This is a genomic window from Arthrobacter sp. N1 (assembly GCF_048288285.1).
GTDB lineage: Bacteria > Actinomycetota > Actinomycetes > Actinomycetales > Micrococcaceae > Arthrobacter_D.
In genome coordinates, this window is sequence record NZ_CP102608.1 from 2472802 (window position 1) to 2495330 (window position 22529).

The 22529-nt window shown below is 71.5% G+C and carries 22 protein-coding genes; 13 read left to right on the top strand and 9 right to left on the bottom strand.

Translation table 11 applies throughout. The features are described 5' to 3' along the window. Window positions 1–124: 124 nt before the first annotated feature. A complete protein-coding gene (mtrA, locus tag NVV32_RS11465; RefSeq protein ID WP_422390246.1) occupies window positions 125–802 on the bottom strand; it encodes an MtrAB system response regulator MtrA in 678 nt (225 codons plus the stop codon). A 202-nt stretch (window positions 803–1004) separates the two neighbouring features. Here mtrA and NVV32_RS11470 point away from each other — a divergent pair, with 202 nt between their 5' ends. The 6 genes from NVV32_RS11470 (at window position 1005) to NVV32_RS11495 (ending at window position 7917) form a co-directional block, all read left to right on the top strand. Next, the gene (locus NVV32_RS11470) at window positions 1005–2528 is read left to right on the top strand and encodes a hypothetical protein (RefSeq protein ID WP_422390247.1); all 1524 of its coding nucleotides are present in this window, start codon (window positions 1005–1007) and stop codon (window positions 2526–2528) included. A gap of 42 nt (window positions 2529–2570) precedes the next feature. Then, window positions 2571–3242, top strand: a complete 672-nt coding sequence (locus NVV32_RS11475) for a DUF4129 domain-containing protein (RefSeq protein WP_055768699.1) — start codon at window positions 2571–2573, stop codon at window positions 3240–3242. 77 nt (window positions 3243–3319) lie between these two features. Further along, on the top strand, window positions 3320–4642 hold the full coding sequence (locus tag NVV32_RS11480; protein ID WP_055768695.1) for a DUF4350 domain-containing protein: 1323 nt from the start codon (window positions 3320–3322) through the stop codon (window positions 4640–4642). After that, window positions 4639–5715: an AAA family ATPase gene (locus tag NVV32_RS11485; RefSeq protein WP_082471305.1), complete on the top strand. Its 1077-nt coding sequence runs from the start codon at window positions 4639–4641 to the stop codon at window positions 5713–5715. Before NVV32_RS11480 ends, NVV32_RS11485 begins: the two co-directional genes overlap by 4 nt. Before the next feature lie 57 nt (window positions 5716–5772). Continuing rightward, window positions 5773–7065 (top strand): DUF58 domain-containing protein, encoded by a 1293-nt coding sequence (locus tag NVV32_RS11490; RefSeq protein WP_055768692.1) that lies wholly within the window; start codon window positions 5773–5775, stop codon window positions 7063–7065. 183 nt (window positions 7066–7248) lie between these two features. Continuing rightward, window positions 7249–7917 (top strand): DUF4166 domain-containing protein, encoded by a 669-nt coding sequence (locus NVV32_RS11495; RefSeq protein WP_055768691.1) that lies wholly within the window; start codon window positions 7249–7251, stop codon window positions 7915–7917. Between the two features lie 12 nt (window positions 7918–7929). Here the strand turns inward: NVV32_RS11495 and NVV32_RS11500 are convergent, their stop codons facing one another. Genes NVV32_RS11500 through NVV32_RS11515 form a run of 4 tightly spaced genes read right to left on the bottom strand, consistent with a single transcriptional unit; the run spans window position 7930 to window position 11734 of the window. Further along, window positions 7930–8958 carry a hypothetical protein gene (locus NVV32_RS11500; RefSeq protein ID WP_055769347.1) on the bottom strand — a complete coding sequence of 343 codons (1029 nt, stop codon included), beginning with the start codon at window positions 8956–8958 and terminating at the stop codon, window positions 7930–7932. After that, the gene (locus tag NVV32_RS11505; protein WP_055768688.1) at window positions 8951–9328 is read right to left on the bottom strand and encodes a chorismate mutase; all 378 of its coding nucleotides are present in this window, start codon (window positions 9326–9328) and stop codon (window positions 8951–8953) included. The genes NVV32_RS11500 and NVV32_RS11505 overlap by 8 nt, the downstream gene beginning before the upstream one ends. A gap of 43 nt (window positions 9329–9371) precedes the next feature. Continuing rightward, on the bottom strand, window positions 9372–10511 hold the full coding sequence (gene mnmA / locus NVV32_RS11510; protein ID WP_055768685.1) for a tRNA 2-thiouridine(34) synthase MnmA: 1140 nt from the start codon (window positions 10509–10511) through the stop codon (window positions 9372–9374). After that, complete coding sequence (locus NVV32_RS11515) at window positions 10508–11734, bottom strand: cysteine desulfurase family protein (protein ID WP_422390248.1); 1227 nt, start codon at window positions 11732–11734, stop codon at window positions 10508–10510. The genes mnmA and NVV32_RS11515 overlap by 4 nt, the downstream gene beginning before the upstream one ends. Window positions 11735–11850: 116 nt before the next feature. On the opposite strand from NVV32_RS11515, the gene folP reads away from it, so the two are divergent. From folP to NVV32_RS11550, 7 genes are all read left to right on the top strand, one after another. Next, entirely contained in the window at window positions 11851–12795 is a 945-nt protein-coding gene (gene folP, locus NVV32_RS11520; protein WP_422390249.1) for a dihydropteroate synthase, read from the top strand. Continuing rightward, on the top strand, window positions 12792–13577 hold the full coding sequence (locus NVV32_RS11525) for a pyrimidine reductase family protein (protein ID WP_422390250.1): 786 nt from the start codon (window positions 12792–12794) through the stop codon (window positions 13575–13577). Before folP ends, NVV32_RS11525 begins: the two co-directional genes overlap by 4 nt. Before the next feature lie 228 nt (window positions 13578–13805). Beyond that, the gene (locus NVV32_RS11530; RefSeq protein WP_422390251.1) at window positions 13806–14765 is read left to right on the top strand and encodes a J domain-containing protein; all 960 of its coding nucleotides are present in this window, start codon (window positions 13806–13808) and stop codon (window positions 14763–14765) included. Window positions 14766–14774: 9 nt separating this feature from the next. Beyond that, window positions 14775–15242 carry a tRNA (cytidine(34)-2'-O)-methyltransferase gene (locus NVV32_RS11535; protein WP_055768674.1) on the top strand — a complete coding sequence of 156 codons (468 nt, stop codon included), beginning with the start codon at window positions 14775–14777 and terminating at the stop codon, window positions 15240–15242. 19 nt (window positions 15243–15261) lie between these two features. Further along, window positions 15262–16104: a class I SAM-dependent methyltransferase gene (locus NVV32_RS11540; protein ID WP_422390252.1), complete on the top strand. Its 843-nt coding sequence runs from the start codon at window positions 15262–15264 to the stop codon at window positions 16102–16104. A gap of 178 nt (window positions 16105–16282) precedes the next feature. Further along, complete coding sequence (gene sigK, locus NVV32_RS11545; protein WP_152812022.1) at window positions 16283–16900, top strand: ECF RNA polymerase sigma factor SigK; 618 nt, start codon at window positions 16283–16285, stop codon at window positions 16898–16900. Between the two features lie 16 nt (window positions 16901–16916). Beyond that, window positions 16917–17768, top strand: coding sequence for an anti-sigma factor domain-containing protein (locus tag NVV32_RS11550; protein WP_422390253.1), 852 nt, complete (start codon window positions 16917–16919; stop codon window positions 17766–17768). Window positions 17769–17949: 181 nt separating this feature from the next. On the opposite strand, the gene NVV32_RS11555 is transcribed toward NVV32_RS11550, so the two are convergent. The 4 genes from NVV32_RS11555 to NVV32_RS11570 form a co-directional block, all read right to left on the bottom strand. Then, a complete protein-coding gene (locus NVV32_RS11555; RefSeq protein WP_422390254.1) occupies window positions 17950–18702 on the bottom strand; it encodes a PIG-L deacetylase family protein in 753 nt (250 codons plus the stop codon). A 3-nt stretch (window positions 18703–18705) separates the two neighbouring features. Then, window positions 18706–19653 (bottom strand): electron transfer flavoprotein subunit alpha/FixB family protein, encoded by a 948-nt coding sequence (locus NVV32_RS11560; protein WP_422390255.1) that lies wholly within the window; start codon window positions 19651–19653, stop codon window positions 18706–18708. Window positions 19654–19686: 33 nt separating this feature from the next. Beyond that, window positions 19687–20514, bottom strand: a complete 828-nt coding sequence (locus tag NVV32_RS11565; RefSeq protein WP_422390256.1) for an electron transfer flavoprotein subunit beta/FixA family protein — start codon at window positions 20512–20514, stop codon at window positions 19687–19689. Window positions 20515–20773: 259 nt separating this feature from the next. Continuing rightward, window positions 20774–22390 carry a S1C family serine protease gene (locus NVV32_RS11570; RefSeq protein ID WP_422390257.1) on the bottom strand — a complete coding sequence of 539 codons (1617 nt, stop codon included), beginning with the start codon at window positions 22388–22390 and terminating at the stop codon, window positions 20774–20776. Window positions 22391–22529: the final 139 nt, after the last annotated feature.

Sequence of the window (22529 nt, forward strand, 5' to 3'; positions counted from 1 at the left end):
AGTCCTGCCGGAGTCACCGACGGAGCGGTCGACGGTGGCACCGGTCACCCGGGGGGCGGGTGTCGGTGTCTCGTCGACGGAGGACTCGGAGGGGACGTCGGCTCGAATGCCATGCCCTCCCGCGTCAGCCCTGCCCGGCCTTGTAACCGACACCACGCACCGTGAGGACGATCTCGGGCGCCTCGGGATCGCGCTCGATCTTAGAACGCAGCCGCTGCACGTGGACGTTCACCAGCCGGGTGTCCGCGGCATGGCGGTAGCCCCAGACCTGCTCGAGCAGCAGTTCGCGGGTGAAGACCTGCCACGGCTTGCGCGCCAGGGCGACCAGCAGGTCGAATTCGAGGGGAGTCAGCGAGACGCGCGTCCCGGCCCGCGTCACCTCATGCCCGGCGACGTCGATGCTGACGTCGCCGATCTTCAGTGTCTCGGGCGCCTTCGACTCGGCGGGCCGGAGCCTGGCGCGCACGCGGGCCACGAGCTCGGCGGGCTTGAAGGGCTTGGGGACGTAGTCGTCCGCTCCGGATTCGAGTCCACGCACGACGTCGGAGGTGTCCGACTTCGCGGTCAGCATCACGATCGGGAGGTCCGACTCGGCGCGGATCTGCCGGCACACCTCGATCCCGTCGATGCCGGGGAGCATGAGGTCGAGCAGGACCAGATCGGGGCGGGACGATCGGAAGACACCGAGCGCCGCGGACCCGTCGGCACAGAACACCGGGTCGAACCCGTCGTTCCGGAGGACGATGCCGATCATCTCGGACAGGGCCTCGTCGTCATCGATGACCAGTATGCGAGCCTTCATCCCCCAATACTGTCCCATCATGGCCACAAAGTCCCACCAGCCCCACCGGAAGGGAGGCGGGTCGTGTCCCCGTCCAGCGGAGCGGGCCGCTCGCCGGCCGCTCCCGCGCGGCGCGCTCCTGCGCATCCGTGTCACCGCTCACTATGATGCAGGTGGGGATGCTGAGTCCATGCCTCCCGGCAGCGCCGTTCGAGGGGATGCGATGAGTGATCAGGTAGACGGTCGGCAGGACGACGGGGGCGACCCCGGGCGCGAGGAGCGCAGCCACGACGCAGGCGCCCGGGATTCTGCGGCCCGGGCGGCCGAAGGATCCATCGACACCCCGCCGTCGCCGTGGCAGTCACCCGGCGGCCAGGGCCGTTCCCCGGCACAGACCGCAGGTCCGTCCTACCGTCCGGATCCTGAGCACCAGGGACCGTACGGGCATGCACCGACCAGCCAGGGACCCTACGGACAGGCACCGACCAGCCAGGGATCCTACGGTCAGGCACCGGCGGGCCAGGGACCGTACGGACAGCATCCCGCGTGGTCCGGACCCTCGACGCCGCCCGTGGACGGACGTCCTCATGGCGCACCGACGGCGGGCCCGGCGTCAGCCGGACCCGGTCCGGTCTCCGCTGCGCCGCGTGGATGGGGCAACCCGTACCAGGGACCGGGGCCCGGCCAGGGTGGTGGACCGTACGGCGGACCCGTCTACCATCCGGGCCAGTACCAGGCGCCGCCCAAACCGGGCGTCATCCCTCTGCGTCCGCTCGGGCTCGGCGAGATCCTCGACGGCGCTTTCCAGGCCTGCCGCAAGAATCCCGTGGCCACCTTCGGGATCGCGATCCTCCTCCAGGCCGTCGTGGCCCTGGTGACGGTACTGCTGCTCGGCAACCTCTTCTCCTCGATCGAGGTGCTCGACCAGCCGAACCCGTCCACGGACACGATCATCGGCGCCGTCGCCGGCCTGGGGGTCTTCGCCTCGATCGCCGGCGTGGTGTCGGGCGTGGCGCTGCTCGTGCTGCAGGGGATCCTCGTCATCCCGATCGCCCGCACGGTCATCAACCAGAAGACCACCTTCGGCCAGGCCTGGCGGCTCGCCCGGGGCCGGCTCCTCCCTCTCCTGGGCTTCGGCCTGCTGTCCTTCGCGGCGGGCCTGGTCGGCCTGCTGCTGCTCGTCGGGATCTCGGTCCTCGCGATCGCAGGGCTCGAGGAGTACTCGGCGCTGGTGATCATCCCGCTGGTGCTCGTGGCCGTCGCCGTGCTGATCTGGGTCAGCATCAAGCTCGTCGTCGCCCCGGCGGCCCTCATGCTCGAGGGCACCGGTCCCTGGACCTCGATCAGGCGCTCGTGGCAGCTGACGCGCGGCAACTGGTGGCGGACCTTCGGGATCGTGATCCTGACGAGCATCATCGTGTCGATCATCGCGTCGGTCATCTCGACGCCGCTCACCTTCGCGGTGTCGCTCTTCCTCGGCTTCAGCGCCAGTTCCTCCGCGACGCCCGACGCCCTCGACTCCCTGCCGGTCCTTGCCGCAACGCAGGCCATCACCGCACTGTTCACCGCCATCGGTTACGCCTTCCAGGCCGGCGTCACGTCGCTCCTCTACGTCGACCTGCGGATCCGGCGCGAGGGGTTCGATGTCGTCCTCATGCGCGAGCACGAGCAGGCCGGCATCGCGCCCTCGGACGCGCTCCCCGGTGGGACGACCGCCTTCGGCCACCAGCCGGGCGGACGTCCCTGATGCGGTCGGCGAGGGACGCGTGACGACGCCGCGGAGCAGCACGTGATCCCACCCGTCCTGCCGTCCCTTGGCCTTGCCCCGGACGCCGACGAGGCGCGAGGCCTGCTCGAGGACGAACTCGCGAAGACCGTGTACGTGGAGGCCCAGCCCTCGATCTTCGAGCGGATCCTCACCGACCTCCTCCGCGGGATCGCCCGCCTGTTCGACGGCATCGGCAGCCTCGGCGCGGGACCCGGCACGCTCGTCCTCGCGATCGGGGCCGCGCTCGTGATCGTGGTCGCGGTCGTGCTCATCAAGCCCCGGCTCAATGCCCGGGGGCGTACGCCGGAGGCCGCGGTCTTCGACGACGACACACACCTCACCGCGGCACAGTACCGGGACCGGGCATCGGCCCACGCGGCCGGCGGGGACTGGAACAGGGCGGTCGCGGACGTGCTGCGGGCCGTCATCCGTGCGTCCGAGGAGCGGGTGGTGATCGCTGAACAGCCGGGCAGGACGGCGACCGAAGCCGCCGTCCAGCTCGGCCGGGTCCACCCCGCGCTCTCCCCGGACATCGCCTGGCTCGCCGACCTCTTCAACGAGACGCACTACGGCAAGGGCACGGCGACGGGTGAGCAGTACCGGCGTGCGTCCTTGCTCGACGCGAGCTTCTCCTCAGCACGCCCGGCAGGGTCGCCGGATCACGGCGCCGACGTCCTGGCGGCCCCGCGGTGACGCCCCCGGCAGGAGCCGGATCCGGTGAGGTCGCCGCTGGACCCCGCTCCCGTCCGGCTGCGCCCTCCGCAGGGACCGTGCCCTCCGCAGGGACCGTGCCCTCCGCAGGGACCGTGCCCTCCGCAGGGACCGTGCCACCCGGACGGCGGACGGCTCCCGGCCCGGACGGCGAGATCATGGGCGACGGAGGCAGCGCCCTGCGCACGGCGCGCACCCGCGCCCGCCGGGTTCTCCCCCTGCTCGTCGGCGCCCTCGTCCTGGCGCTCGTCCTCCTCGTCAATCTCATCCCCGGCCCGGAGGAGGACGACCGCCCCCTGTCCCCCGGGAATCCCGGCCCCGCAGGTGCCATGGCCGTCACCGAGGTCCTGTCCGCCGAGGGCATCGACGTCGTTCGGGCGACGTCGTCCGAGGACGCTCTCGACGCGCTGTCGGCCGGTCCCGCAACCCTGTTCCTGAACGATCCACGGCAGTACCTCAGTGCGGATCAGGTGGCCGAGCTGGCATCCGCCTCCGATCGCGCCGTCCTGGCCGCGCCAGGCGACCGCCAGCTGTCGGAACTGGCGGACGGGTTCGCCGTCGTCGGACCGGCACCCGTCGGTCTCGCCGGGGACGCCCCGACCGTGGCGGCGCAGTGCGCCGACCCGGACGCGACGGCGGCGGGCCGCATCACCGTAGCGGGGACGGCCTACGCGGGCAGCACGGAATGCTTCGCCGTCGAACTCCCGGCCGCTGCGGACGGACCGGCGGGAGGCGACACCGACCAGGACACCGACCAGGACGATGCCAGGACCGGTGGCCTGTACGTCACCGGCAGCAGCGGGCGGGTCTCCGTACTCGGCGCGCCGGAGCTCCTGTCCAACGCCTCGATCACCGAGGAGGGCCACGCCGCGCTGGCGCTGCGCGCCCTCGGATCCTCCCCGACACTGGTCTGGTACGAACCCACCGGGGCGGACATCGTCTCGGTCGGTGAGGGCATCGATCCGCTGACCCTCCTCCCGCCGTGGGTGAATCCCCTGCTGCTCTGGCTTCTCGCCTGTGCGGTACTGGCGATGCTCTGGCGCGGCAGGCGCCTCGGTCCGCTCGCCGCCGAACCGCTCCCCGTCGTCGTCCGCGCGGCGGAGACAGCGGAGGGACGTGCGCGCCTCTATCAGGACGCACGCTCGGTGGACCATGCGGCCCGGAACCTCCGCGCCGCGACGCTGGCCCGCATGGCCCGTCGACTGCGCGTCGACCGCTCGGCGTCACCGCTGGAGGTGGTGGACGCAGCGGCCCGCCACACGGGCCGGCCCCGGGTCGAGCTGGAACAGCGACTGCTCCACCACACCCCGACCTCGCACCGCGACCTCGTGCACTGGGCACAGGAGATCCTCGACCTCGAGAAGGAGATCACGTCATCATGACCGACACACCCGGCGGGCAGGACGCGTCCCGGAACTATCCGACAGCCGGCTCCGGAGGGTCCCACCCGGCGACCCGCGTGGCCGACCGCCCGGACGTCGCCCAGGGCGGCGAGACCGAGGACAGCCGGTCCGCGCGCGCGGCGCTGCTCCGGGTCCGCAGCGAGGTGGGCAAGTCCATCGTCGGACAGGACGCCGCCGTGACCGGTCTGCTGATCGGCCTCCTCGCCGACGGCCACGTCCTGCTCGAGGGTGTTCCCGGCGTCGCCAAGACCCTGCTCGTGCGGACGCTCGCAACTGCCCTCGACCTGGACACGAAGCGGGTCCAGTTCACCCCGGACCTCATGCCGGGTGACATCACCGGATCGCTCATCTACGAGTCCGCGACCTCGGAGTTCACGTTCCGCGAGGGCCCCGTCTTCACGAACATCCTGCTCGCCGACGAGATCAACCGGACGCCGCCCAAGACCCAGGCCTCACTCCTGGAGGCCATGGAGGAGCGCCAGGTATCGGTCGACGGCGTCTCCCGGGCACTGCCGACGCCGTTCATCGTCGCTGCCACCCAGAACCCGGTCGAGTACGAGGGCACCTATCCGCTGCCGGAGGCGCAGCTGGACCGGTTCCTGCTCAAGCTCACGCTGCCGCTGCCCGGCCGGGAGGACGAGATCGAGGTGATCCGCCGGCACAGCGTCGGCTTCGACCCCCGCAACCTCGGTGCCGCCGGGATCCGTGCCGTCGCGGATGCCGGTGACGTCGACCGCGCCCGGGCTGCGGTGGACGCCGTGTCGATCGCTCCCGAGGTCCTCGCCTACATCGTGGACCTCGTCCGTGCCACGCGCAGCTCGCCGTCGTTCCAGTGGGGCGTGTCACCGCGCGGTGCCACCGCCCTGCTCAACACCTCGCGCGCCTGGGCCTGGCTCTCGGGCCGGACCTTCGTGACGCCCGACGACGTCAAGGCCCTCACCCTGCCCGCGCTGCGGCACCGCGTGGCCCTCCGGCCGGAGGCGCAGATGGACGGGGTGGAGGTCGACCACGTCCTCGGCAGCATCCTCGGTACCGTCCCCGTCCCCCGGTAGACCGACCCACCCGAAGGGCCGCCGCACGGACCGTGCGGGGCCCGAGAGGAGTTCACCGTGGTCATCACCGGCCGCTTCGTCCTGCTGGCGCTGCTCGGCGTCGTGCCCGTCATCCTGTTCCCGGGCGCGACGCCGATCCTGCTGTGGGCCACCCTGCTCGCCGTCCTCGCGGCGGTGGATGCAGCGCTCGCCGCGTCGCCGAGGCGCGTGGGCATCGTCCGGACCCTGCCGGACAGCGTGCGGCTCGGCGAGGAGTGCACCAGCGCGCTCGTGCTGCGCAACGACACGGCGCGGAGGCTTCGTGCCACCGTGCGGGAGGCCTGGCAACCGTCTGCCGGCGCACGCGATCCGGAGCAGCGCGTCGTGATACCGCCGGGCGAATCACGGCGGATGTCCGTGCTCCTGCAGCCGTCCAGGCGCGGGATCCTGCGGGTCGGCACCGTCACCATCCGCAGTTCCGGCCCGCTGGGGATGGCGGCACGCCAGCTGGCCGTCCCCGCTCCCGGCGTCCTGCGGGTCCTGCCCCCGTTCAACTCCAAGCGCCACCTGCCCTCGAAGCTGCGCCGGCTGCGGGAGCTCGACGGGCAGTCCGCCGTGCAGATCCGGGGTGCCGGGACGGAGTTCGACTCCCTGCGGGACTACGTGCGGGGCGACGACGTCCGTTCGATCGACTGGCGCGCCACCGCACGCCGACGCGACACGGTCGTGCGGACGTGGCGCCCGGAGCGGGACCGTCGCGTCGTCGTCGTGCTGGACACCTCGCGCACGTCCGCTGCGCGGGTGCTGGACGAACCCCGGCTGGACACCGGGATCGAGGCGGCACTGCTGCTGTCCGTGCTCGCCGAGCGGGGCGGTGACAAGGTGCACTTCCTGGCGTTCGACCGCCGGCTGCGCGCGCGCGTCGACTCGACCGCGAAGGGCAACCTCCTCAGCTCCCTCGTGACGGCGATGGCGCCCCTGGAGGCGGAGCTGATCGAGGCGGACTGGTCCCGGGTCCCGGCGCAGGTGCGCGCGGCGTCGGCGCACCGTTCGCTCGTGGTCCTGCTGACGTCCCTCGACGCGGGCGCGGTGGAGGAGGGCCTGCTGCCGGCCCTGCCCGGCCTCACCGAACGCCATGTGGTCCTGGTGGCGTCGGTCCGCGACCCGCGGCTCGAGGAGATGCGGGGCGACCGGACGACGGCGGCGGCGACGTTCCGTGCGGCCGCCGCCGAGCGCGCCCTGCTCGACCGCGCCGCCGTGGCGCAGCAGATCCGGTTGCTGGGCGCGGAGGTCGTGGACGCCGTGCCGTCCGAGCTGCCGCCGCAGCTGGCCGACGCGTACATCCGGCTCAAGGCCGCCGGCCGGCTGTGACGGGCTTCCCTGGCCGTCGGATCGCCCGGGGTATGCCTCGCTCTCCGCGTGCGGTACGCGACCTCCTGGAGGACGCGTTCGGACGTGGGACCGAGGTCCCGCGCAGCCCCGGCTGCGCACGCACGGCGGGTTCACGGCGAGCAGCATGGTTGACTGGTTGTCCGAGCGACGGAAGTGGGCAGCATGACCTCGATCTACCAGCAGGCGATGGGCACCGGGTTCGGACGCCTCCAGCCCGAGCTGCGCGAGTATTTCGGCCTGCATGCCGGCAGCGGCCTCGCCGGCCACGGGCGGGGCGTGTTCGACGTCGCCGGTTCCCCGGCGTGGTTCGCGCGGCCTGCCTTCCGGCTGACGGCGCTCGAGAACGCGTTCTTCCCGGAGTACAACACCGACGTCCCGTTCACGATCGACAACTACCCGCACACCGATCCGTTCGGACGCCCGGCACTCACGGCGCGCCGCGAACTGGACTTCGGCACCGCGGTGCGGGTCTTCGAGGACACCACCTCGCTGCAGGACGGCATCCTCACGGACTACGTGGGACGGCACCGCCGGATGGCCACGCTCCTGACCTGCACCGCCTCGGAGCAGGGCCGGATGCGCATGGTCTCCTCGCAGACGCGCGTGTTCGCGGGGCTCCGGCTCCCCCTGCCCGACGTCCTCGGCGCACTCGCCTACGTGGAGCAGTGGTGGGACGACGACCTCGGCGCCTTCCGCATCACGACGAATGTCATCCACCGGCAACTGGGCACCCTGCTCGTGTATGCGGGGGTGTTCGAGTACGCCACCCATCCGTTCGACGGCGCCCTGCCCGCCGCCGCGCAGCCGAGCCGCTGGGAACAGCGCGTCTGACGGTCGCCGCCGTCAGCCCTCCGCGCGTACCTGGTCGAGGGCGTCCGCGGCCTGGGCCAGTCGCGTCAGGGCCCGCACCGCATCCGCGGGCGATCGCATCGCGAGGCCCGACGGCGTCGTGACCGTCACGGCCGAGAGAGCCCGCGGCGGGAGTCCGACGCGACGCCAGGCGGCGAGGACCGGCTCCACGAGCGCGCTGACCTGTGGAGTACCGGCCCGCGGATCGAGGATCGCCAACCAGAGCGCCCGGCCTGCCTCGACGCCCTCGGCGAGCGCCTCCCACTGGCGGTCGGAGATGGCGGGCAGCTGCAGGGCCAGCGCCGTGCCGTCGACCTCCCGGGCCGCTTCCAGCGCGGTGTCCGTGGTGCCGGGGGCGAGCACGGTACCGGCCGCTCCTGCGGCCAGGACCGACGACGCCACGAGGCCCCAGGCTTCCGTCGCCTCGCGCCGGTCGATCGCGCGGAGGGTACGGTAGCCGCTGGCGGTCGGCACCCGGCCACTGAGGATCCTGTCCGCGTCGGGTTCGTCGAACTGGATGACGAGGTCCGCGCCGCGCGCCACGGAGGACACGCGCCGGACGACGTCTGCCGCGCCCGCGGCCAACGATGCATAGAGCTCCCGCCGGGCTCCGTGGTCGATCAGGACGCGTTCGCCGCTGTGCAGGTGCAGGCCGGCGGCCAGCGACAGCGGACCGTGCAGGTGCAGCTTCAGTGCGGCAGCAGGACGGTCCTCGGCGCCCGCGACGTCGCCGAGCGCGTTCAGGTCGGAGGACAGGGCGGATTCGGCGCGGCGCTGGTCGGCGCCAGGGCGCTGGACGAGGCGCCACCCGTGCGGCTGCAGGTCGAACGGCAGCTCGACGAGCATCCCCAGGGTGCGGCCGACGTCGTCACTCCCGGGTCCGCGCGCGGGCAGGGCCGGGAGGAAAGGGAGGTTCGCACCGCCGAGCTCGCCGCGCACCGCGCGGTCGGCCTCGAGGGGGTCGGTCCCGGGCCAGTCCCCCGCCGCCGTCGCCCCGACGGTCGCGGACCCGGTCTCAGGCACGGGGCCCACCGGTCGCGTCCGGACGGCGGTTCTCCGAGATGGCCTGATGGTGCCGGATGACCTCGGAGATGATGAAGTTCAGGAACTTCTCGGCGAACGCGGGGTCCAGCTGCGCCTCCTCGGCGAGCATCCGGAGCCGGGCGATCTGCGCGGCCTCGCGCTGCGGGTCCCCGGCGGGCAGATCGTGCTCGGCCTTGAGGTGGCCCACGCGCTGCGTCGCCTTGAAGCGTTCGGCCAGCAGATAGACGAGCGTCGCGTCGATGTTGTCGATCGAGCTCCTCACGGAGAGCAGTTCGGCCATCACCTCGGGGGCGACGCCCCCTGCGAGCGAGCTGGCAGACGGGTCGAAACCACTGCGGGGATGCGTCATGACTCCAGTCAAGCAGACCCTGGAGGGGGTCTGTGAACTGCGACTAGCCCTCGGCCGCCGCGAGGTCCGGTCGGAGCGCGGAGCGCGCGGCATCGATGGTCGCCTGCCCGAGGACACGCGTGCCCTGGTAGAGCACCACGGTCTGGCCCGGGGCGACGCCGCGCATGGGCTCGACCAGCCGGACCACGAGCGTCGGGGCACCCTCGCCTGCGTGGACGCGTGCCCGGGCGGCGACGGGATCGCCGTGGGCGCGCACCTGCGCCATGCAGTCGAACTCCTCGCCCGTGGCGACCTCGCCGATCGGGAGGCCGGCCCAGGACACCTTGATGCCGGTCATCTCGTCGATCGCGAGCAGGTGCTCGGGACCGACGACGACCTCGTTCTGCTTGGGCCGGATCTCGAGGACGAAGCGGGGCTTGCCGTCCGCGGCGGGCGTGCCGAGCTTGAGGCCGCGACGCTGACCGACCGTGAACGCATTGGCGCCGGGGTGGCTTCCGAGCCGCTGACCGTCGACGTCGAGGATGTCCCCTTCGGTCATCTCGATCCGCTCCTCGAGCCAGCCGCGCGTGTCGCCGTCCGGGATGAAGCAGATGTCGTGGCTGTCGGGCTTGTTCGCCACCGAAAGTCCCCTGCGCTCGGCCTCGGCGCGGACCTCGGCCTTGGACGGCGTCTCGGCGAGCGGGAACATCGAGTGCCGGAGCTGCTCGTGCGTCAGGACCCCGAGCACGTAGGACTGGTCCTTCGCCCAGTCGGCGGCTCGGTGCAGCTCCGGGTTGCCGTCGGCGTCCTCGACGACCCGGGCGTAGTGGCCGGTGCAGACGGCGTCGAACCCCAGGGCCAGGGCCTTCTCGAGGAGTGCGGCGAACTTGATGCGCTCGTTGCAGCGCATGCAGGGGTTCGGGGTGCGCCCGGCGGCGTACTCTGCCACGAAGTCGTCCACGACGTCCGCCTTGAACCGCTCGGAGAAGTCCCAGACGTAGTAGGGGATCCCGAGGATGTCGCAGGCGCGCCAGGCATCCCTCGAGTCCTCGATGGTGCAGCAGCCCCGGCTGCCGGTCCGGAGCGTCCCGGGCATCCGGGAGAGCGCGAGGTGGACGCCGACGACGTCGTGTCCCGCCTCGACCGCCCGTGCCGCCGCCACCGCGGAATCGACGCCGCCGCTCATCGCTGCCAGTACCCTCATGCCGAAAAACCCGTCCCTGCCGTCTGGATGGTCGATGCGTGTCCTGCCATGCCCGCCGTACGGGCACGCCCGTAGGCTTCGCCGATGGCCTCCACCACGGCGTCAACGTCGTCGTCCGTGGATGTATGCCCGAGGCTGAAACGCTGCGCGCCGCGGGCTTCGTCCTCGCTCAGGCCCATGGCGAGGAGGACGTGCGAGGGACGCGGGACGCCGGCGGTGCAGGCCGAGCCGGTCGATGACTCGATGCCCGCCAGGTCGAGGAGGAACAGGAGCGAATCCCCCTCGCAGCCGGGGAAGGTGAAGTGGACGTTGCCGGGCAGGCGTGCGCCCTCGGGCGCGGGGTGCGGTATCCCGCGCAGGACGGCGTCGGGCACCTGGCGCGCGATGCCCTCGATCAGGCGGTCCCTGAGCCGCGCGAGCCGCAGCGCCTCGACGGGCAGGTGCGCGACGGCGTCGTCCGCGGCGGCCGCGAAGGCCGCGATACCCGCGCCGTCGAGCGTGCCCGACCGGATGTCCCGCTCCTGTCCGCCGCCGTGCTGCACGGGCGTCAGGGTGACGTCACGGCGGACGAGGAGCGCGCCGACCCCCACCGGTCCGCCGATCTTGTGTGCGCTGACGGCCATGGTGGCGAGTCCGGAGGCGGCGAAGGAGACGGGCAAGGAGCCGAAGGCCTGGACCGCGTCACTGTGGACCGGGATGCCGTGCCGGGCGGCTTCCGCGACGACGGCCTCGACGGGCTGCACCGTCCCGACCTCGTTGTTGGCCCACATGACCGTGACGAGGGCAGTACACTCCGGCGCGTCCGCGAGCGAGGCTCTGAGGGCGTCGAGCGAGACGACACCGGCGGCGTCGACGGGCAGCCACACGACCTCGGCCCCCTCGTGCCGCTCGAGCCACTCGACCGTGTCCTGCACGGCGTGGTGTTCCACGGCACTGCAGAGGATGCGGGTGCGCGCGGCATCGGCGGACCTCCGCGCCCAGTAGAGGCCCTTGATGGCGAGGTTGTCCGCCTCGGTGCCGCCCGAGGTGAAGACGACCTCCGAGGCGTGCGCCCCGGCAGCAGCAGCGAGCGTCTCGCGGGATTCCTCGACCGACCGGCGGGCGCGACGACCCGAGCCGTGCAGCGAGGAGGGGTTGCCGCTGCGGCTGAGTTCGAGGGTGAGTGCGGCGAGCGCCGGCGCCGAGATGGGCGTGGTCGCCGCGTGATCGACATACACGGGCATGCTCCGATTCTACGGGCGCCACGCCGCGCAGCCCATTCCGGTGGCATCGGTCACCGCGGGCGGTGCCACCCCGGACGTGCAGCGGGACGCGCAGGGTGCAGTGGTATGAATGCAGGGTGGACAGTCACGCAGCGGCTCCTTCCTCGCCCGGCACCTACCTGCCCGGCTTCCGGCACGCGGTGCACACCTTCGGCACGCGCACCGTCGACTTCGACCGCAAGGTCGCCCTGATGGCCGTCGTCAACCGGACCCCGGACTCCTTCTACGACGGCGGGGCGACCTTCGCGCTCCAAGCCGCGGTGGATGCCTCCCTCAAGGCCGTGGACGACGGCGCGGACTGGGTGGACATCGGCGGCGCGCCGTTCTCCCCCGGCGATCCCGTCCCCGCCGCCGAGGAAGCCAATCGGATCGTCCCGGTCATCAGTGCCGTGCGCGCGGTCTCGGACGTGATCATCTCCGCGGACACGTTCCTCCCCGAGGTGGCGCGCCAGGCGCTCGCGGCCGGCGCGAACGTCGTCAACGACACCACCGGCCTGCGGGACCCGGACATGGCCGCCGTCGTCGCCGAGGCCGGCGCGCACCTCGTCATCACGCACAGCCTCGCGGCTCCCCGCACGGTCTACCCGCGCCCCACCTACGACGACGTCGTCCGCGAGGTCGCTGACTTCCTTCTCCGCAGGGTCGACGACGCCGTCCGGCTCGGCATCCGCGAGGACCGCATCCTCATCGACCCCGGACACGACCTCAACAAGAACACGGTTCACTCGCTGGAGATCACACGACGGTTCGCGGAGATCGCCGGCCTCGGCTTCCCGACGCTCGCCGCCGTCTCCAACAAGGACTTCATCGGCGAGACGCTCGACCGCCCGAAGCGCGAGCGGGTGGAGGGGTCGCTCGCGGCGGCCGTGATCTGCATCCTCGGCGGTGCCAGGGTGCTCCGCATGCACAACGTCGCGGCATCCCGCGCGGCGATCGATCTGACCGAGGCAGTCCTCGGCTGGCGCGAACCCCTGTACCTCCGCCACAACATGGGCGACTACAACGAACCGGCGGCCTCATGATCACGTCCCTCCTCCCCCCGACCGGCACCTCGACCGGCACCTCGACCGGCACCTCGACCGGCACCTCCGCCGGCATCGACGACGAGGCCCTCCACCGCATCTACGCCTACCCCGCCGTGGACCGGCCCTACGTCCGCTTCAACTTCGTGGCGGCGGCCGACGGCGCGGCGACGAGCGGTGGCTTCTCCGCCGGCCTCGGCAATGACGGCGACCAGCGGATCTTCACGGTGCTGCGCCGGCTCGCCGACGTCGTCCTCGTCGGCGCGGGCACCATCCGTGCCGAGGGCTACGAGGGGGAACTCGTCGACGACGACGCGCGCGCCTGGAGAGCACAGCGCGGGCTCGCCGCGCACCCGGCCATCGCGGTGATCTCCGGCAGCCTGGACCTCGACCCGGAGAGCGGCTTCTTCACGAGGGCGCCCGTGCGCCCGGTCATCCTCACGGCGGGCACCGCCGACGCCGGCAAGCGGGCCGCCCTGTCGGCCGTGGCCGACGTCGTCGACTGCGGTACCGGGACCGTCGAGACGTCCGCGGTCCTCGCCGAGCTCGGCCGGCGTGGACTGCTGAGGGTCCTGTGCGAGGGCGGACCCGCCGTGCTGGGAGATTTCATCCGCTCGCACACCGTGGACGAGCTGGCCCTGTCCATCAGTCCGCTCCTCGTCGGCGGCGAGGGGCCGCGCATCTCGACCGGCGACAGTCCGGAGGACGCCGTCCCGATGCATCTCGCCTCCCTCCTCACGGAGGAGTCCGCCCTCTACACGCTGTACCGGCGGGGCGCCTGACCGTCGGTGCGCTGCGTCCGCGGCCGGGTGGGTCCCGTCACTCCCGAGAACTTACCGACGGGCTGCGCCGTTGTACCAGGGTCGGTACGGACAGCCGTTCCGCCCGGATTTTTGTGCGGCCACCGGCGGGCCTCTAGTCTCGTGTGGTACCGGACGGCTCAGCGGGCGCCACCGGACCACCGCGGACACCTGAACGGTCGACGCGAACATCCCCTGGAAGGGCCATCGATGGCAGAGGCAGCACGGACGTCCTACTACGATGTCCTCGGCGTGCCGCCCGAAGCCGACGCGAAGGCCATCAAGGAGGCCTACCGCCGCGCGGCCCGGGCAGCCCATCCGGATCTCGGCGGGAGCGCGACACGGTTCCACGACGTCACCGTGGCCTACGAGACACTCGGAGATCCGCTCCGACGCGAACGGTACGACGCCGAGACGGGTCGACGCCGGCCCGCAGCCCCGCCCGCCCCCGGAGCCGCAGCCGGCCGCCCGGACGCAGCCCGGTCGCCGCAGCCCGGCCGCACGCGGCTCGAGGACGAAGAAGCAGCCAGAGCTCCGGCCACGTACCTGCCACCCTTCTCGCCGTCGTCCCCACCTGCCGTACCGCTCATCCTCGCAGGGAAGCAGCTGCACGGTGCGCCCCGGCAACCGGGCATGTTCGGCAGGCTCAACGCGGGGGTCCGGGCGCGCATCGACGGGGAACTGCGGACGGCCGCCCTGCTCGAGCGCGCACTGCTGCCCACCTACCCGGCGGCGCGGCTCGTCAACGGGCTCGAGTTCGACGACCGGGACGACACCGAGGCCGGGCATGTGCTGCTGGCCGGCTACCGCATGGCGGTCATCGACTCCTTCACCGCTCCCCCGGGCACGTTCTCCTGGGACGGACGTGTCCTCCGGCAGCAGGGTCGCCCGGTCAACTACCGCATGGGTGCGAGTGTGCGGACCGTGCAGGAGTTGTTCCCCGAGTGCAATGTGACCGGGTGGGTACTCATCCACGGCGCTCCCGACAACCCCTTCGCCCCGGTGATCGACGTTCCCCCGGGATTCGACCGGTCGGCGCCAGGCCTCGTCCAGGTGGTCAACGCCGGCACCGCGGTCCGGACCATCCGTTCCTTCCTCGCCTCCGGGCCGTCACCGAGCGTGGTGCAGCTGCCGGTCCTCGCGCGTCTGCTCGCCGGCGCGGAAAGTTAGGATGGGATCGTGTTCCGCATCCTCTTCCACACTCCTGAAATCCCCGGCAACACGGGAGCCGCCATTCGACTCGCCGCCGTTGCCGGCGCGGAGCTGCACCTCGTCGAACCCCTGGGCTTCAGCCTCGAGGACTCCAAACTGAAGCGCGCCGGCCTGGACTACCACGACCTCACGGTGCTGCACGTGCACCGTGACCTCGAGGCGGCATGGACCGCGCTGCAGCCCCGACGGGTCTTCGCGTACACCTCCGACGGCGACGTCTCCTACACGGACATCGCCTACGAGCCCTCGGACGTCCTCATGTTCGGACGGGAGTCCGACGGACTCCCGTCCGAGGTCAAGGAGGACGCTCGCGTCACCGCCCGCGTCCGGGTCCCCATGCTCCCCTCGCGCCGATCGCTCAACCTCGCCAACACCGCATCCATCGTGCTCTACGAAGCCTGGCGCCAGCAGGACTTCGCAGGTGCCCAGCGATGAACCCCGCCTAGGAGCCCCCATGCCCGTTCGCCATGCCGCAACCCTGCCCGACGGCGGCGCGGAGGACTTCGACCGCCTCGCGCCCGCCGTGTGGAACCCGGTGAGCAATGCCGTCGTCGCCGCGGCCGACATCCTCGTGGGCGAGCGGGTCCTCGATCTGTTCGCCGGTACGGGCAGCGGAACGGTGCCCGCCGCACAGCTGGCGGGTCCCGCCGGCCGGGTGGACGCGATCGACCGCTCCGCGGCCATGCTCGACCTCGCGACGGCGAAGACCGAGGCGCTCGGACTCGGCAACGTCTCGTTCCACCGCGTCGAGCCTGCCGACTGGGTCCCGGAAGAGCAGTACGACGCCGTCATCAGCTGCTACGGGATCTTCCTCCTCGACGACATGGACGCCGGCATGGACCGGATCGTGCAGCTGCTGCGTCCCGGCGGCCGGGTGGCCATGAGTGCCTGGGACGAAGGCGCCCTCGAGCCCTTCGGCGAGCTGCTGCTGGAGGTCCTGCGTGGTGTCGACACGGAACGCCGAGGACCCGAGGGGACGGATGGGGAGGACTCCGACCCTCGCGCTGCCCCCGTCTTCGTCGAGAACTGCCGGCGCCTCGCCTCCGCGGATCTCCTGCGGGCGTGGCTGGCCGCGCGCGGCCTCGCCGACATCACGGTCGAGAAGCTGGGCCTGGCCGTCCCCCTCGAAGCCGACTACGCCTGGTCGCTGGCCCTCGGCAGCGGCTACCGCGGACTCCTCCCGGATGATGCCGAGGCCCTCGCCCGGGTCCGCGACACCTTCATGGACCGGCTCGGTGACGACTTCGTCCTGAACGCCGACTCACTCATCGCCGTCGCCTCCCGGCCCGAGCAGTAGCTGCACCACCGAGCCATCCGGCGCTGCACCTGCTGCGAATGATGGGTGACGGGGCAGAGCCCCGAACCGATCGGAGGAATGGATGGTGCTATTGCAGCAGGGACGCGTTCGTCCCCCGCAGCACGACCCTCCCGATGCTGTTCGGTTTGAGGGATCCGGCGCTTTATGCTGGAGCCCTATGGAAACGCCACGAGTAAGCCGGGTCAGTCCCATCTCACCCGCAGCGGACGAGGTGGCCGTTGATCCCAGCGCCGGTCCCACCCTCACCGATCTGCTGTTGCGGACCGCGCAGCAGGACCGCACGGCCTTCGCCCTGTTCTACGAGCAGACGTCGAAGCGGGTCTACGGACTCGCCCGGCGGGTCCTCATCGATCCGGAGCTGAGCGAGGACGCGACCCAGGAGGTCTACCTCCAGGTCTGGAACACCGCGGATCGCTTCAACCCGGCGCTCGGCAGTCCGATGGCCTGGCTCATGACGCTGGCCCATCGGCGGGCCGTGGACAAGGTGCGCTCGGAGCAGAGTGCCACGGACCGCGAGGCCCGCTACGGGGCAGCGACGCAGACCATCGATCATGACGACGTCGTCGACACCGTCACGCAGCGCCTCGAGGCCGAGAGCGTGGTGAGGTGTCTCGACACGCTCACCGCGACGCAGCAGGAATCAGTGAAGATGGCCTACTACGGTGGGCTCACCTATCGCGAGGTGGCCGAGAAACTCGGCGTCGCGGTGCCGACCATCAAATCAAGAATCCGGGATGGATTACTCCGACTCAAGACATGCTTGGGGGTGAACTGAGATGCAGGACAAGGATATGAACAGACAATTCGCAGATGACCTCGACACCGACCTGGCCCGTGGCCACGTGCTCGAGTGGGCGGAACTCTACGCGCTCGACGCCATCAGCGCCGAGGAACGCCGGGTCATCGAAGCGTTCCTGGAGGACGTCGATCCGGCCGTGGCCGCCACCTTCGCAGACCGTGTCCGCACGTGCCGCGAGACGGTCGCCTCCGCCTACGCCACGGATCAGATCGACCCTCCCGCAGACCTCTTCGAGCGAATCGTGGCGCAGCTCTCCGGCGCCCGCACCGACGGCTCCGAGGCCCCGACAACCACCACGGCCGGCGGCGGGCCCTCCCTGTCCACCGCACCCCAGGGCTCCGACGTCACCGGCGTCCCCGACGAACTGGCCGGCCGCAGGGCTGCCAAGGCGTCGATGTCCTCCCGGGCAGCCCGCTGGGTCGTCGCCGCTGCAGCAGCGGTGGTCCTGGCCGTGGGTGGCGTGACCATCGCCCAGAACCTGCAGCAGACGAGCCTCGAGCAGCAGGTACTGCAGGCCTCCGACGTCCGCACGGAGGAGCTCACGCTCCAGTCCGGAGGCACTGCCGAACTCGCAGTCTCCGGCGAGCAGGACGCCGCCGTCGTGACGCTGACCGGGGTCCCCGCTCCTGCCGACGGCTTCGTCTACCAGATGTGGCGTGTCCCCGCCGATGGCACGGCCCCGGTCTCGGTCAGCACCATGACCGGGGAGGATGTCGCGGGAGGCAAGGTGACCGAGGTGTCCGACATCAGCGGCTTCAGTGCCCTGGCCATCACGGTCGAGCCGGAGGGCGGCTCCGAGGTACCGACGCTTCCCATCGTCGCCCAGATCCCGCTCGGAGCGTGACCACGGCCGCTGACAGCACGCCGAACATCTGAGAGAGCCCCGCCGGATCACCGGCGGGGCTCTTTTCATCCTGCGCAGAGTCTCTCCACCCTGCCTGCAGGGGGCAGCCAGCCCGCTCGTGACGAAGGAGAACCGGATCGCGCGGGAGGAACGACCCGTGGTGAGTTCCTGACCGAACGGACTAGAAGCCGGCGATGGTCTCATCGGTGTTGACGCCGACCACGTGGAAGGCCTCGGCACTGCTGCCCGCGGGCAGGCCGCCCCGCCGCGCATTGTCCTGGAGGAAGGCACGGACCCGGGTCTGCATCCGGTCCACGTCCGGGTGCTGGCTCCGGTGCGCGGTGATCGCCGCGACCTTCTGGTCCTCCCTGCCCGTGACGTCGACGAAGCGGTTCTCGTGGTGGGTCGGCGACCCGTAGAACCACAGCCAGGGCACGCGGTAGCTGTGCAGCCCGGCGGCCTCCAGTTCCGGGTAGGCGAAGGGATTCTCGACGGCCGGGTAGACGGCCCGCGTCACCGCCTCGCCGCACGCCAGATGGTCGGGGTGGCTCTTCTGGATCCTGTCCCAGCTCCGCTCCGGGTGCATGGAGAGCACCACCTCCGGGCGGACCTCGCGCATGCGCCGGACGATCTCCCGGATGACGGCATCCGAGGGTTCGAGGTAGCCGTCCGGCTCGCCGAGGAAGGTCACCTCCTGCACGCCCACGAGTGCCGCCGCGGCACGCTGCTCCTCCCGCCGGAGTGCGGCGATGCCCGGGCGGTCCTCGTCGCTGAACCCGCCGGCGTCACCGTCCGTCAGGACGCAGTACTCGACCGATGCGCCACCGGCCGTCCACGACGCGATCGTCGCCGAGGCGCCGAAGTCGATGTCGTCGGGATGGGCGGCGAACACCAGGACCCGGCGGGGCGCGGCGGGCTGCACGTCCTCGGTCATGCCCTACAGCCCGCGCTTCCGGATTTCCTCGGTGGCCTGGGGCAGGACGGTGAAGAGGTCGCCCACGATCCCGAAGTCCGCGATCTCGAACACGGGAGAATCAGCATCCTTGTTGATCGCGACGATGACCTTCGAGGTCTGCATCCCGGCCTTCTGCTGGATCGCCCCGGAGATGCCGGCAGAGATGTAGAGCTGCGGGGACACGGTCTTGCCCGTCTGCCCGATCTGTGCGGAGTGCTCGATCCACCCGGCATCGGTCGCCGCGCGCGACGCACCGACCGCACCGCCGAGGGCGTCGGCGAGGTCCTCCAGCGGACCGAAGTTCCCGTCCACCCCCCGCCCGCCGGCGACGATCACACGGGCTTCCGCGAGTTCGGGACGCCCGCTCACCGGCTTGTCCGTCCGCCCGGTGATCCTGGCGACCGCCTCGGGGACCTCGACGGGGATCCGCACCTCGCGGGGCGGGGACGGGAGCCCGGCCTCGGTCGCCTCGACGCTGTTGGGCTTGATGGTGAGCACGGCGATTCCGGTGGTCACCCGGCAGTCGACGGAATAGGACCCGGCGAAATCGGCCTTGGTCGCCGTCAGGTCCCCTGCGAGGGCGACGACGTCCGTGATGACGCCGGACTCGAGCCGGACGCCCACCCGAGCGGCGATCTCCTTCATCTCGTAGGAGTTCCCGAGCAGCAGGATCTCCGCGCCCGAGGCGCGGACCGCCTCCGTGAGGAAGACGGCCTTGCCCGCGACGAGGACGTCGGACGCCTCGGCGGAGTCCGGGCGGTAGACCTCCCCGACCCCGTAGGAGCCGATGCCGTCGAGGTAGGCCTGCTCGGCCTCCCCCGCGAGGGCGACGACGGCGTCGCCCAGCGTGGCACCGAGGGAGAGGAGCTCGCGCTCGCTCTTGGCGAGGCTCGCTCCGGCGTGGTCGAGGAAGACGAGGACTGTGGTCATGGGCGGACTCCGGGAAGGAAGGCGAGCATCGGACTAGAGGAGCTTCTGGCCGGCGAGGAAATCGACGAGCCGGATGCCGGCGTCGCCCTCGTCCGTGATCAGGACACCCTGGGTGCGCGGCGGCCGCGGCGCGGCGGCCTCGACCCTGGTCCACGATCCCTCGAGCCCGACCTCGTCCGGCTCGAGGCCGATATCGGTCAGGGACAGGACCTGGATCTGCTTCTTCTTGGCCGCCATGATGCCCTTGAAGTTGGGGTAGCGGGGATCGTTGATCTGATCCGTCACCGAGACCAGGGCGGGAAGCGGGGCCTCGATCGTCTCTGCGAAGGTGTCGTTGTCGCGACGTGCCGCCAGCTTCCAGCCGTCGTCGCCGGGAGTGAGGTCGAGTGAGGCGGCGAAGGTGACCTGGGGCAGGGCGAGGCGCTCCGCGAGCTGCGCCGGCACGAGGGAGGTCTCCCCGTCCGTGGAGGCCATGCCGGTGAGGATCAGGTCGAAGGGGCCGACGTGTCGCAGGAGGGCTGCGAGGGCCTTCGAGGTGGCGGAGGCATCGGAGCCGCCGAGGGCTTCGTCGGTCAGGTGCACGCCGTCGTCGGCGCCGATCTGGAGGGACTTCTTGACGGCGGCGACGGCGCCTGCCGGCCCCATCGTGATCGCGGTGACGCGATGGCCGGATGCTGGTCCCCCGTGCGTCTCGACCAGCTCGAGCGCCGCCTCGAGGGCGTACTCGTCGAGCTCCGACAGGATGCTCTCCGAACGGACCGTCGTCAGGTCGTCACCGCTGATGTGCCGGTCGAACTGGGCGTCGGGAACATGCTTCACGAGGACCGCGATGTGCAGTCCGTTTGCTGGGGCCTCGTCCATTGATGACCTTCCTCGTTCGGGGATCTTCCCACCGCCTAGCTAACCACAGCGCGGTGACGCCTGCGCCCGGGCGCGGGCCGGATCCGCCGTCGGCACTGCGCCCGCACCGGTCCGACGAACAGAAGGCGGACCCTGATCCGGGTCCGCCTTCTGTTCTCGGTGCTCCTGGGGTGCTGCAGGAAGCCGTCAGCGGCGTGCAGCGGGACCACCGACCGGTTCGACGACGGTCGGGCGTCGGCCGAACCGCCCCGGAGTCGGGTCAGGGCGTGGGAGCCTGCGCGAGCGTGACCTCGATGGTGCGGCTCTCACCCCCGCGGATGATCTCGACCGGTACCTGCTGGCCGACGGTCTGGATCCGGACGGCCGCGGTGAGCGACTGGGGATCGGAGATCGTGAAGGTGCCGACCTTCGTGATGACGTCGCCGACCTCGAGGGAGGCACCCTCCGCCGGGGATCCCGGCTCGACCGACTCGACGAGCGCGCCCGACGAGAAGGACGAGTCCGACTGCGAGCCGTCGCCGGCCGCAGCCGTGACACTGACACCGAGGAACCCGTGGGTGGCTTCGCCGTCGGCGATGATCTCCTGGGCGATCCGGTCCGCGTAGTTGATCGGGATGGAGAAGCCGACGCCGATGTTGCCGGTCGACTCGCCGGATCCCGCCGAGGCGATCGCCACATTCACCCCGATGATCCGGCCGTCGGCGTCGACCAGCGCGCCGCCCGAGTTGCCCTGGTTGATGGCGGCGTCCGTCTGGATGACGTTCAGGTAGATGGAACCCTGGGACTGGGCCTGCTGACCACCGGACCCGCCCGGCGGCAGGAAGTTGAAGCCCTCACCGTCCTCGGAGCCGCTGCTGTCGGGCTGCTCCTCAGGAACCGCGGAGGACGCCACGCTGATGGTCCGGTTGAGCGTCGAGACGATCCCGTCGGTGACGGTCCCACTGAGTCCGAGCGGAGCACCGATGGCGATCGCTGTGTCACCGACGTTCAGTTCGTCGGAGTTGCCGAGGGTCGCTGCCTTCAGGTCGGGGGCGTCGACCTTGATGACGGCGAGGTCGCTGAGCGGATCGGTGCCGACCACCGTGGCGGGGAAGACACGTCCGTCGTTCAGCTTGACCTCCACCGAGGGATCGGACACCTGCCCGCCGAGAGTCACGACGTGCGTGTTGGTGAGGATGTGCCCGTCGGTGTCGAGGATGATGCCCGATCCGGATCCGCTGGCGCTCCCTCCGCTCACCGCGATCGTGACGACACTCGGAGACGCGGTGACGGCCGCGCCCGTGATGGTGTTCACGTCATCCGTGTTGTTGACGACGACCGACTCGGGCGCCGACTGGTTCGTTGCCGCCGTCGTGCCTCCGTCCAGCGCATTCACGCCCGCGGTGGCCACCCCACCGCCGATGAGCCCCGCGACGAGGACGCCCGCGGCGAACGTGGCGAGGCCGACGCGCTTGCGCTCCTTGACGGTGCCCCGCCCGTTCGAGGGCTGACCGGCCCGGCCGTACCCGCTCTGCTCGCCGTAGAAGGGCTGGTGGCCCGCGTAGGCCGGGTGGGGCGCGGCCTGAGCCTGCTGGAAGGCCTGCTGCCGCGGATCGGCTGCCTGCGGGGGAAGCGGTGCCGCCGGGTGCTGGGCCGTGCGCGGGTTCGATGCCTGATGCGTGGCCGTCTCAGGGTAGGCCTCGTCGGTGTGCCCTGCTCCGTGCGCCGGCGGGTTCTGCGGCTCGGGCCGAGCGTCCGGCGCGGCCCCGCCTCCGTCTGCGCCCTGATGGTTCGAACTCTCCCCCCGGTTCCAGCCCGTCCCCCACGACGGCGGGGTCTGCGGCTGAGGAGGGAGGGGGCGTTCCGGGTTGCCCTGGGAGCCTGGCTGCTCGTTCACTGGGAGTCCTTTCGTTGCTGTTGACCACATCATGGCAACGGCTGCTGAGCGTCACGCTGACGTTCACTGTGCGGTGTCTGGGAGGTGGCTGGAACCTCTCGCCTGCCCGGATACCTGAACCGGCACGTCCGCACCCAGT

Coding starts and splice junctions, on each gene's coding strand:
- mtrA (WP_422390246.1), bottom strand. CDS start 802: ATGAAGGCTCGCATACTGGTCATCGATGACGACGAGGCCCTGTCCGAG.
- NVV32_RS11470 (WP_422390247.1), top strand. CDS start 1,005: ATGAGTGATCAGGTAGACGGTCGGCAGGACGACGGGGGCGACCCCGGG.
- NVV32_RS11485 (WP_082471305.1), top strand. CDS start 4,639: ATGACCGACACACCCGGCGGGCAGGACGCGTCCCGGAACTATCCGACA.
- NVV32_RS11495 (WP_055768691.1), top strand. CDS start 7,249: ATGACCTCGATCTACCAGCAGGCGATGGGCACCGGGTTCGGACGCCTC.
- NVV32_RS11505 (WP_055768688.1), bottom strand. CDS start 9,328: ATGACGCATCCCCGCAGTGGTTTCGACCCGTCTGCCAGCTCGCTCGCA.
- mnmA (WP_055768685.1), bottom strand. CDS start 10,511: ATGAGGGTACTGGCAGCGATGAGCGGCGGCGTCGATTCCGCGGTGGCG.
- NVV32_RS11515 (WP_422390248.1), bottom strand. CDS start 11,734: ATGCCCGTGTATGTCGATCACGCGGCGACCACGCCCATCTCGGCGCCG.
- NVV32_RS11525 (WP_422390250.1), top strand. CDS start 12,792: ATGATCACGTCCCTCCTCCCCCCGACCGGCACCTCGACCGGCACCTCG.
- NVV32_RS11530 (WP_422390251.1), top strand. CDS start 13,806: ATGGCAGAGGCAGCACGGACGTCCTACTACGATGTCCTCGGCGTGCCG.
- NVV32_RS11540 (WP_422390252.1), top strand. CDS start 15,262: ATGCCCGTTCGCCATGCCGCAACCCTGCCCGACGGCGGCGCGGAGGAC.
- sigK (WP_152812022.1), top strand. CDS start 16,283: ATGGAAACGCCACGAGTAAGCCGGGTCAGTCCCATCTCACCCGCAGCG.
- NVV32_RS11550 (WP_422390253.1), top strand. CDS start 16,917: ATGAACAGACAATTCGCAGATGACCTCGACACCGACCTGGCCCGTGGC.
- NVV32_RS11555 (WP_422390254.1), bottom strand. CDS start 18,702: ATGACCGAGGACGTGCAGCCCGCCGCGCCCCGCCGGGTCCTGGTGTTC.
- NVV32_RS11560 (WP_422390255.1), bottom strand. CDS start 19,653: ATGACCACAGTCCTCGTCTTCCTCGACCACGCCGGAGCGAGCCTCGCC.
- NVV32_RS11565 (WP_422390256.1), bottom strand. CDS start 20,514: ATGGACGAGGCCCCAGCAAACGGACTGCACATCGCGGTCCTCGTGAAG.